This window comes from Dyadobacter sp. (assembly GCF_051859145.1).
Taxonomy (GTDB): Bacteria; Bacteroidota; Bacteroidia; order Cytophagales; family Spirosomataceae; genus Dyadobacter.
This window is the reverse complement of record NZ_JBHYGF010000110.1, coordinates 1-10652: the sequence shown is the minus strand read 5'-3', so window position 1 is coordinate 10652 and position 10652 is coordinate 1. Positions and strand designations below refer to the sequence as shown.

The following is a 10652-nucleotide window of genomic DNA, read 5'->3' as shown; positions in this document are numbered from 1 at the left end:
AAGAGTTTGATATTATTGTTGGACTAGCCCATGATTCCAAATAAAAACCGCGGATTGAAAGCGACGCTTTTCCTGTTCGTTTTTGCATTGATGTATGTGCAGGCTACTGCGCAAAGCGTGAAGCGGATTGAGCTGCCGCTTTCGGGCAATACTGCATATCAGACCGTTCCGCTGGGGGAAAAGGGCGTGCTCCTGATCTCCAAGCCGGACCGTGGCACATTCAATGTACAGAAGTACGACGCGAATCTGGAAAGAGTATGGTCCATTGACGGGCCGATTGAATCCAATCTGGATTATGTCACGTCTTCTTACGACGGACAAGCTGTGTTTTTGCTTTTCAGTAAATACCGGAGCTCACTTTATCAGATCGTGAAGGTGAATGTGGGTCCCGGCTTTGTTGAGACTTTCACAATCAACACGCTCGACCGCTTTGAAATAACAGACTTCAAGACATTAGGTTACGCCGTTTTCATGGCAGGAATGGTGCGCAACGAACCGGTACTGATTTACACGCAGCTTACCACAGCGCAAACAAAGGTTTTGCCTTCGGCGATCAAAGGTTCCAATGCAATTCAGACGGTGGAAGTAGATACCGCGCATCATTTGGTGAATGTATGTTTTGCCGTAAAAAAAGGAAGACAGACCAAAATAGTAGCGCGCTCTTATGAAGAGACTGGTGAATTGTACACGCAGGTTTCGGTGGATCCGGAGGATGATTTTTCATTGCTGAGCGGCCGCTTGCAGGTTTTGAATGATTCTGTACGGATTATCATAGGTACTTACGGTTACCGCAATATGCAAAGCAGCTCTACTGCGGCTTCGCAGGGATTGTATATCAGTAAAATTGTGGGTGAGGAGACTGTTTTTACCAAATACCACAGCTTTACCGACTTCAAGAATTTCTTCAATTTTATGAATGAGCGCCAGCAGGAAAAAATGGAAAGGCGTATCAGGAAAAAGAAAGAAAGCGGCGAAGACCTGAAACTTAATTACCGGCTTCTGGTGCATGATATTGTTCCCAAAGACAACCATTATCTGCTTGTAGCAGAAGCATTTTATCCTGAATACAGGTACAACAATAACAATATGATGGGCGGGTTTGGTTATGGCGGTTTTGGCTATCCTTTTGGAATGGGCCTTTACAATCCTTACTTGTGGAACCCCATGTACGGCGGCCGCGGGTACAATCAGCAGATTTTCGACGGTTTTACCTACACCCACGCCATTGTTACGGATATTGACCAGAACGGAAATCTGGTTTGGGACAACAGCATCAATTTCGATCATGTAAAAAGCATGGACCTGCGTGAGAAGATCCGTGTTCAAACTTTCTCAAACGGAAACTCCCGGCTTGTGTACAGCCACAATGGTGCGATCAGGAGCAAGATCATCAAAGGTGACCAGGTAATCGACAGTGACCATGTGATCCCGAATGAAACCAATGTAGAAGGCGACAAAGTCAGGAAAACGAGTACCGACGATATTGATTACTGGTACAACAACTTCTACCTGGCATGGGGCGAACAAAGAATCATTAATGCAGCAGGAGATCCGCAGACAAGGGGAAGAAGAAATGTATTTTATTTAAACAAAATCGCATATTGATCGGGCCGATTTTCCATTGTCTCCGGCCAATGAAATGTACCCCCCGTCCCCCTTTTTCCGTTGGCTGAAGCCGACGGAAATGGATATTCAAGATGCGACCATACCCCTTTTCCCGTTGGCTGAAGCCGACGGAAATGGATATTCAAGGCGCAATCATATCCCCTTTTTCCGTTGGCTGAAGCCGACGGAAATGGATATTCGAGGCGCAATCAAACCCCTTTTTCCGTTGGCTAAAGCCGACGGAAATGGATATGTCGGCCCGCCGACATAAATTTGGCTTCGCCAAAAAAAAATCAATTCCCGTTGGCTTCAGCCAACGGACAAGATCAATGAAAGAATAATACAAGTACAATAAGACATACAAGCAAATCCAACACGCGTGATCCTACTTACACCAGACCAACATACTGACTACCAATTAATCGACACTGGTGGCTTTGAAAAACTTGAGCGATTTGGACCTTACATTTTAACCCGGCCTGAGCCGCAGGCGATCTGGGATAAGTCGCTGCCTGAAAGTGAATGGGAGGAGCGATCCAATGCGGTTTTTAAAAAGGACAAGAATTCACAGGAAAAGGGCCAGTGGGTCACTAAAGGTGATATGCCCGAAAAATGGGTATTTCAATACCGTACTAAATCATTGCATTTGCGGAGCAAGCTTGCATTATCTTCCTTTAAGCACGTGGGTGTATTTCCTGAGCAGGCTACCAACTGGGATTATATTTCCAAAAAGCTGAAACAGATTCCGGAAGAAAAGCCGAATGTACTTAACCTGTTTGCTTACACCGGCATTGCTTCACTTGCTGCAAAAGCCGCCGGTGCGGATGTGACGCATGTTGATTCAGTAAAGCAGGTAATCAGCTGGTCGCGTGAAAATATGCAGCTGAGCGGACTGGATAACATTCGCTGGGTGGTGGAAGATGCGATGAAATTTGTACAGCGCGAGGTACGCCGCGGCAACCAGTACAACGGCATCATTCTCGATCCGCCTGCCTATGGTCGCGGTCCTGACGGTGAGAAATGGTTACTGGAAGAAAGCCTGAATGAAATCCTGCGGCTTTCTGCATTGCTTTTGAAGAAGGAGAATTTCTTTTTTATCATCAACCTGTACTCGCTCGGCTTTTCGGCCTTGATCGTGGAAAATCTCATCAAAACGCATTTTGGAACAGAGATAAAGCACGAGTTTGGCGAATTATTCATTCCCGATTCATTTGGCAAAAAGCTCCCGCTTGGCGTATTTTCCCGATTCTCCGACCAAAATGATTGAAAGCCGGGAAGATTTTACAATTTTGTATAATACCCCGCTGCACTGCCACGCGTGGTATTACACACTTTTGCCTGTATGAGATTACCTTATTTGAACTACCTGTTATTCTGCCTTTCAATCGCTTTCACTGGCCTGCTGCAATCCTGCCAGAGCGACCCAAGGAATGCTACGCGTATTCCGCCGGTGGTCAAAAAGTCGCATGCGCAGTGGCAGAACGATGCGTTGCTTTCCTTAACCGAACTTATCAACCGAGGTATTGATTCTGACGTAAATTATTTCAAAAGAGCCAGGATCTACTTTGAGCGGGAGCAATATACCGAGGCACTGGACGATATTAATGAATCTATTTACGAGCAGGATAATGTAAGTGATTACTTTCTGTTGCGCGGAAAGATAAACCGGGAGCTCGGCAAGATCGACAATGCGCTGGAAGATGCGCAGCGTGCAGAAGCATTGCAGCAAAGCAGCCCTGAACTTTACGTACTACTAGCTGACATTTTACAAGCAAAAAACCGATTTGGTGAATCTGTCAGCTACCTGAACCAAGCCCTGAAAATGGCGCCTTATGACGGTTCTGCTTATTATGTCAAAGGTGTGTTGCAGGCGCGGCAAGGTGACTCGCTGGCTAGTCTGGCGAGTCTGGATTACGCGATTAATGTCAACCCAAGACTGCTCCGTGCCTACCAGCAGAATATCCTTATTTTACGTAAACTAAAAAACATCGATAAAGCGCTGGTTGTTAACGACAAGGCAATCAAGCGCTTTCCTGCTGACCCTACCCTGTATTTCGAACAAGGAGAGATTTTCATGGCGCTGGCCAGACCAGATACTGCATTGATCAGCTTCCAGAAAGCAGTAAGCCTCAACCCCGACTATGAAGACGCACTCTGGCAGGTAGCAAATACCAGCATTCAGTTGCGGCATTACAATAAAGCGCTGCCTGCACTGAACAAGCTTTTGACAAAGAAACCCAAGTCGAAAGAAATCAATAATCTGATCGGGTTATGCTATGAAAAAAGCTTTGACTACGATCGGGCTCGGGAATACTATACTACTGCATTGGCTTTGAGCCCGGGAGACCAGGATGCGCGTTACGGGCTTTACAGGATCAGACTGCGCGAGAGCGAGGGGAGCTACGATTCGTATTATCCTCAGGAAAATGCAGGATCGGGTTACAAGCTGCTGGATACTGCTCGCGTAAAGATCAATGTGCTGCAACCGCGTGGTACTACAAATATCCGTGTTGACTCAACACGAAAAGCTAAAATTGAATAGCTTTGTATTTTACCGCTTGCCGAAAAACCTTTGAATTAAATCCACAGAATAGATTTTTGAATGAAAGACGAGTCTCAAGTAAAAATTACCCTGCCAGACGGTAGTGAAAGATTTTACCCGAAAGGAGTTACTGCCCTCGAAATCGCGCTTAGCATTAGTGAAGGACTTGCGCGCAATGTAATCGCGGCGAAAGTGAACAATGAAGTGTGGGATCCTACCCGCCAGATCACGGAAGATTCCCTGGTGAAATTGTTGACGTGGAACGACGAGGACGGTAAATCTACATTCTGGCATTCATCTGCGCACTTACTTGCCGAGGCACTGGAAGCATTGTACCCGGGCATTAAGTTCGGCACCGGGCCTTCCATTGAAAAGGGCTTTTACTATGATGTGGATTTGGGTGAACAATCGATTTCTCAGGAAGATTTTCCAAAAATCGAGGCTAAAATGCTGGAACTGGCGCGGCAGAAAAACGAGTATGTCCGCAAGCCAATCAGCAAAGCAGAGGCGCTGGAATATTTTACCAAAAAAGGAGACGAATACAAGCTGGAACTGATCGAAGGTCTCGAAGATGGTTCCATTACTTTATATGAACAGGGCGGTTTTACCGATTTGTGCCGCGGGCCGCATATTCCGAATACTGGCTTCATCAAGGCAGCCAAGCTGACCAACATTGCCGGTGCATACTGGCGAAACAAGCAAGACAATAAAATGCTTACGCGCATTTACGGGATTACTTTTCCAAAGCAAAAAGAGCTGGAAGAGTATGTAACGTTGATGGAAGAAGCTAAAAAACGCGATCACCGCAGATTAGGCAAGGAACTCGAACTTTTTGCTTTTTCCGAAAAGGTAGGTCAGGGACTTCCATTGTGGCTTCCAAAAGGTGCGATGCTGCGTGAGCGGCTTCAATCTTTTTTAAGTAAAGCACAGTCGCGCGCAGGTTACCTGCCAGTGATCACGCCAAATATTGGAAGTAAAGAATTGTACGTGACTTCTGGCCACTGGGATAAGTATGGCAAGGATTCATTCCAGCCGATCAAAACGCCGAACCTGGGTGAAGAGTATCTGCTTAAACCCATGAACTGTCCGCACCACTGCGAAATTTATAAAACCTCACCCCGCTCCTACAAAGACCTGCCACTTCGGTTTTCGGAGTTTGGTACGGTTTATCGTTACGAGCAAAGCGGCGAGCTGCACGGATTGACGCGCGTGCGTGGTTTTACACAGGACGATGCGCACATTTTCTGCCGCCCCGATCAGGTAAAAGAAGAGTTTATCCGAGTGATTGACCTGGTTCTATATGTTTTCAAATCGCTTGGTTTCGAAGATTACAGCGCACAGGTCTCTTTACGTGATCCAAATGATAAAGTAAAATACATTGGTAAAGACGAAGATTGGGAACGTGCCGAAAATGCGATTGTTGAGGCTGCACAGGAACGTGGGCTAAGTACTGTGACCGAGTTGGGTGAAGCTGCATTCTACGGTCCTAAGCTGGATTTCATGGTGCGCGATGCCTTGGGCAGAAAGTGGCAGTTGGGTACAATCCAGGTGGATTATCAAATGCCAAAGCGTTTCGGACTGGAATATACCGGTTCTGACAACCAGAAGCACCAGCCGGTCATGATCCACCGTGCGCCTTTCGGGTCAATGGAAAGGTTCATTGCGATTTTGATCGAAAACACGGCGGGTCAGTTCCCACTTTGGTTATCACCTGATCAGATAGCGATTTTACCGATTTCAGAAAAGTTTGCAGATTATGCCGAAGAAGTATTTTTCAGGTTGCAGGACAATGATATTCGCGGATTTGTAGATCACCGTGACGAGAAGATCGGCAGAAAAATCCGTGATGCGGAAGTTACCAAGGTTCCATTCATGCTGATTGTGGGCGAAAAAGAAGCGGCAGAGGGAAAAATCTCAGTCCGCCGGAAAGGTGAAGGCGACCTTGGAAGCATGACAGTAGAAGAATTTGCCAGCTATTTCAAGAAAGAAGCAGCGCTGATTTGATGTTTTTCGGAATTTTTAGTATAATTCATTCCGGAAGGCACTATTTTTGTTGGCGCACTGTTACCAATTTCGATTTTTACACAAGAATACAAACAACACCAAACCAAGTTATATGGCATTAAGACCCCCTAGTGGACGGTTAAGAGTTCCCGAAGAACCTTATAAAATTAACGAACGAATTGCAGCAAAAGAAGTACGTCTGGTTGGAGAGAATATCGAGCCAGGCATAGTGGATATCAATACAGCCCGAGCTATGGCAAAGGCGCAAAGCCTTGACCTAGTTGAAATTGCACCTACCGCAGTGCCACCGGTTTGCAAGATTGTCGACTACTCCAAGTTTAAATACGAGCAAAAGAAGAAGCAGAAAGAGATTAAGGCAAAAGCTCAGAAAGTGGTTATTAAAGAGATCCGTTTCGGACCGAATACAGATGATCACGATTTCGAGTTTAAGCTGAAACACGCTCAAAACTTCCTGAAAGAAGGTTCAAAGGTAAAAGCTTACGTGCACTTTGTGGGACGTACGATTGTGTTTAAGGAAAGAGGGGTAAATCTTTTGAACAAATTTTCGGAGGCGCTTTCGGAATTTGGCAAACTTGAAATGGAGCCAAAGCTGGAAGGAAAAAGAATGACAATTATTCTCGCTCCCGCTCCTGCAAAAGCAAGCAAATAGCAGATTTCTACATTTATATAAGCTATATCAATCGTGTTCGTGGCAGTATGTCGCGGACACGATTTTATTTTATAAACATTTTGGCTAATTTTGCGCGCTGTTTTATATTTTATCAACTATTATTTTTTGAATCATGCCTAAAATGAAAAGTGTTTCAGGTGCCAAAAAGCGTTTCAAGCTGACCGGTACTGGAAAGATCAAACGCAAACACGCGTTTCACAGCCACATCCTGACTAAAAAATCGAACAAGCGCAAGCGTGGTTTGGTTAAAACTGGTCTGATCGATGTGTCTAACCACAAGCAGGTATTGGCAATGCTTGGATAATATCCGAAGCCAATAAAAATTAAATACCATTCAGGTTTCTTTGTTCAACCCGGTAAAAGGCTTTTAAGACTCAGCAGAGCGCCGATTATCAAAAACAGTTAAAACATGCCACGTTCAGTAAATCACGTTGCGTCACGTGCAAGACGTAAAAAAGTAATGAAGCTTGCGAAAGGCTATTTCGGCCGTCGTAAGAATGTATGGACAGTAGCTAAAAATGCGGTAGAACGCGGTTTGGCTTACGCATACAAAGGTCGTAAACAGAAAAAACGCAATTTCCGCGCGCTTTGGATCCAGCGTATCAATGCAGGTACCCGCGAGCACGGACTTTCTTATTCTGCTTTTATCGGCAAACTGAGTGCTGCAGGCATCGAGCTAAACAGAAAAGTTCTCGCTGACTTGGCGATGAACCATCCGGAAGCTTTCAAAGCGATCGTTGATCAGGTAAAATAAAACAGCAAATCCCGCCTTCCGGCGGGATTTTTTTTGCTCCTTTCAGCCCATTCCGGCATCTTCACAATTAAATAATCTCCATAATAGCGAAAGCTTGGTACTTTAGTAGTCCTGTCCGGTATTACAGGAAAGTACTAACTCACCTACCCTATTCATGGAGTCCAGAAGAGAATTTCTTAAAAAGGCAACTATGCTGACCGGTGCCGCCGGGATGTTCAGCGTGTTGCCGGCCTCAATCCAGAAAGCACTTGCTATAAATCCTCAAAAAGGAAGCACTTACCTCGACGCAGAGCATGTAGTGATCCTGATGCAGGAAAACCGCTCATTTGATCATTCCTATGGCGCCCTGCGCGGTGTAAGAGGCTTCAACGATCCGCGCGCAATTCGCTTACCAAATAAAAACCTAGTTTGGATGCAAACCAATGCATTCGGCGAAACCCACGTACCTTTTCGGCTGAATATGCGTGAAACCAATGCGACGTGGATGGGCTCGCTGCCGCATTCGTGGACCAATCAGGTGGATGCGAGGAACAATGGGAAGTATGATCAGTGGCTCATCGCGAAGCAGCCGGGGCACAAGGATTACGCTAAGATGCCGCTGACACAGGGCTACTATAACCGGGAAGATATTCCGTTCTATTATGCGCTGGCAGATGCATTCACTGTCTGCGACCAGAATTTTTGCTCGTCACTGACCGGTACCACGCCTAACCGTCTTTACCTGTGGACCGGAACAGTGCGTGAAAATCCGGACCCGAAACATTACGCAAATGTCAGAAACGAAAATGTAAGTGACGATGCGGAAGCTAGCTGGACAACTTTCCCTGAAAGGCTGGAAGACCACGGTGTATCCTGGAAAATTTATCAGAATGAGCTCAGCATTCCAACCGGCCTGACCGGCGAGGAGGAATCGTGGTTGGCCAACTTTACCGACAACCCGATCGAATGGTTTACACAATATAATATCCGCTTTCACTCAGGCTACCAGAAATACCTGAAATCACAGCTGGAAACTTTACCGGGAGAAATCCAGGAGGCAAAGGCAAAGCTGAAAACTGCGACGCCAGGCAAGGAGAAAGATAAACTGGAAAAGGCGATTGCAGCCAAACAGTCGAGCCTGGCCCTGGCGAAGGAGGAACTTGTTAAATGGAGCCCTGAAAACTTTGAGAAGCTTTCGCAGCGCAGAAAGAACATTCACCAAAAGGCATTTACGATTAATATAAACGATCCGGACTATCGCAGGATTACAACTGTGAAGTATATGGACGGCGATATGGAGCATGAGGCGAAAGCACCGCTTGGCGATGTGCTGCACCAGTTCAGAAGCGATGTAAATACCGGACAACTGCCGGCGGTATCCTGGCTTGTAGCCCCGGAGAATTTCTCAGATCATCCAACTTCTCCCTGGTATGGTGCGTGGTACGTTTCGGAAGTAATGGATATTCTTACAGCCAATCCGGAGGTTTGGAAAAAAACAATCTTCATTCTTTGCTATGACGAAAACGATGGCTACTTCGACCACGTGCCACCTTTTTCTGTCCCAAATCCCTATAAGGAAGATACAGGCGCAGTTTCCGCAGGCATTGACTGCAAAACGGAATACGTAACCCTGGAACAGGATATGACGAAAAAGCCAGCAAAGGAAAGCCGCGAAAGTCCGATCGGACTTGGATACCGCGTGCCGCTGGTGATAGCCTCACCTTGGAGCAGGGGCGGTAATGTATGCTCCGAAGTTTTTGACCATACCTCCATTCTGCAGTTCCTGGAAAAATTTGTTGCTACTAAAACCGGTAAGCCGATTAAGGAAACGAATATCAGTGAATGGCGAAGAACAATTTGCGGTGACCTTACTTCGACATTCCTGCCTTATAACGGTGAGCAGATCAAGCTGCCTGCTTTCCTGGAACGCGACGAATTTATGGAAGGTATCTTTAATGCGAAGTTCAGGAAGTTGCCAAATGGGTACAAAGCTTTGTCGCAGGAAGAAATTGACAAGATTAATCAAGACCCGCTCGCCTCTTCTATTTTACCAAACCAGGAAAAAGGAACTCGTCCCGCCTGCCCTCTTCCTTACGAGATCCATGCAGATGGCGCGATCAACTCTGACAAAACTGCATTTGAAATAAAACTGGAAGCCAAAAATGACATGTTCAAAGACAAGTCAGCAGGTGCTCCGTTCATTGTTTATGCGCCGGGTAAATATAAAAACGAAGACTATAAAGTCTGGAACTACGCAGTAAAGGCTGGCGATTCACTGAAAGGCTCGTGGAAGATCGGCGATTTTGAAGGCGGCAAATACCATTTGTGGGTATACGGGCCAAATGGTTTTTTCAGGGAATATATAGGTACAAAAGCTTCGGGCTCTGTAAAAGTGGGCACACGCTATCAGCAGGACGGAAAGAACAAGTCCAATGCGTCTCTTGCATTCAGCTTTGGCATTACAGATAATGAAAAAGATACTTTCATCACCGTCACAGATAATGCGTATGGCGCTGATACCAAGACAATTGGTATCCGGCACTTATCCGTGGGCAATGAGCTGCTCGTTCCGCTTGATGTGAGCGGTAATTCCAACTGGTACGACTTCTCTATTACACTTTCAAGCGATCCCGATTTTTTTCAACGCTACGCAGGTCACATTGAAACGGGCACCCTAAGCGAAAGCGACCCATATATGGGACAGGCGCTGAGTTAGTCATTCTTCACGTCAGGCTGGAACCTGGTTGACCCCGAGTGCAACCCCAGCCTGACACTTTGTCACTTCCATTTTCCCTTCTGTATTCTGGTACGGGGTTTTTAGAAAACCTCAGAGCGACCGCATCTCAGGTCAACAAGCTCAACAGAACGAATCAAATTATACTTAACTTTAATATAGAACAATGGGAAAAATTATTGGCATAGACTTAGGAACAACGAACTCCTGCGTGGCTGTCATGGAGGGTAACGAGCCGGTTGTCATTGCAAACAGCGAAGGTGCACGTACAACTCCGTCTGTCGTTGCATTCATGGATAATGGTGAACGCAAAATCGGAGCACCGGCCAAACGTCAGGCGATC

At 46.1% G+C, this 10652-nt stretch carries 10 protein-coding genes; all 10 read left to right on the top strand.

The features are described from left to right. The first annotated feature begins 30 nt into the window (after positions 1-30). Positions 31-1605, top strand: a complete 1575-nt coding sequence (locus ACTIE6_RS07980) for a hypothetical protein (protein ID WP_439556134.1) — start codon at positions 31-33, stop codon at positions 1603-1605. A 79-nt stretch (positions 1606-1684) separates the two neighbouring features. Continuing rightward, positions 1685-1876 (top strand): hypothetical protein, encoded by a 192-nt coding sequence (locus tag ACTIE6_RS07975; RefSeq protein WP_439556133.1) that lies wholly within the window; start codon positions 1685-1687, stop codon positions 1874-1876. 108 nt (positions 1877-1984) lie between these two features. Beyond that, positions 1985-2872, top strand: a complete 888-nt coding sequence (locus tag ACTIE6_RS07970) for a class I SAM-dependent methyltransferase (RefSeq protein ID WP_439556132.1) — start codon at positions 1985-1987, stop codon at positions 2870-2872. A gap of 75 nt (positions 2873-2947) precedes the next feature. Continuing rightward, positions 2948-4147 carry a tetratricopeptide repeat protein gene (locus ACTIE6_RS07965; RefSeq protein ID WP_439556131.1) on the top strand — a complete coding sequence of 400 codons (1200 nt, stop codon included), beginning with the start codon at positions 2948-2950 and terminating at the stop codon, positions 4145-4147. Positions 4148-4207: 60 nt separating this feature from the next. Then, the gene (gene thrS / locus ACTIE6_RS07960; RefSeq protein ID WP_439556130.1) at positions 4208-6151 is read left to right on the top strand and encodes a threonine--tRNA ligase; all 1944 of its coding nucleotides are present in this window, start codon (positions 4208-4210) and stop codon (positions 6149-6151) included. Between the two features lie 112 nt (positions 6152-6263). Next, a complete protein-coding gene (infC, locus tag ACTIE6_RS07955) occupies positions 6264-6821 on the top strand; it encodes a translation initiation factor IF-3 (RefSeq protein WP_439556129.1) in 558 nt (185 codons plus the stop codon). Between the two features lie 133 nt (positions 6822-6954). Next, positions 6955-7146 (top strand): 50S ribosomal protein L35, encoded by a 192-nt coding sequence (gene rpmI / locus ACTIE6_RS07950; protein WP_056287769.1) that lies wholly within the window; start codon positions 6955-6957, stop codon positions 7144-7146. A gap of 105 nt (positions 7147-7251) precedes the next feature. Then, positions 7252-7596, top strand: a complete 345-nt coding sequence (gene rplT, locus ACTIE6_RS07945; protein WP_439556128.1) for a 50S ribosomal protein L20 — start codon at positions 7252-7254, stop codon at positions 7594-7596. Positions 7597-7750: 154 nt separating this feature from the next. Beyond that, on the top strand, positions 7751-10291 hold the full coding sequence (locus ACTIE6_RS07940; RefSeq protein WP_439556127.1) for a phosphocholine-specific phospholipase C: 2541 nt from the start codon (positions 7751-7753) through the stop codon (positions 10289-10291). A gap of 184 nt (positions 10292-10475) precedes the next feature. After that, positions 10476-10652, top strand: a 177-nt coding sequence (locus ACTIE6_RS07935; protein ID WP_439556135.1) for an Hsp70 family protein, incomplete at its 3' end; no start/stop codon positions are given.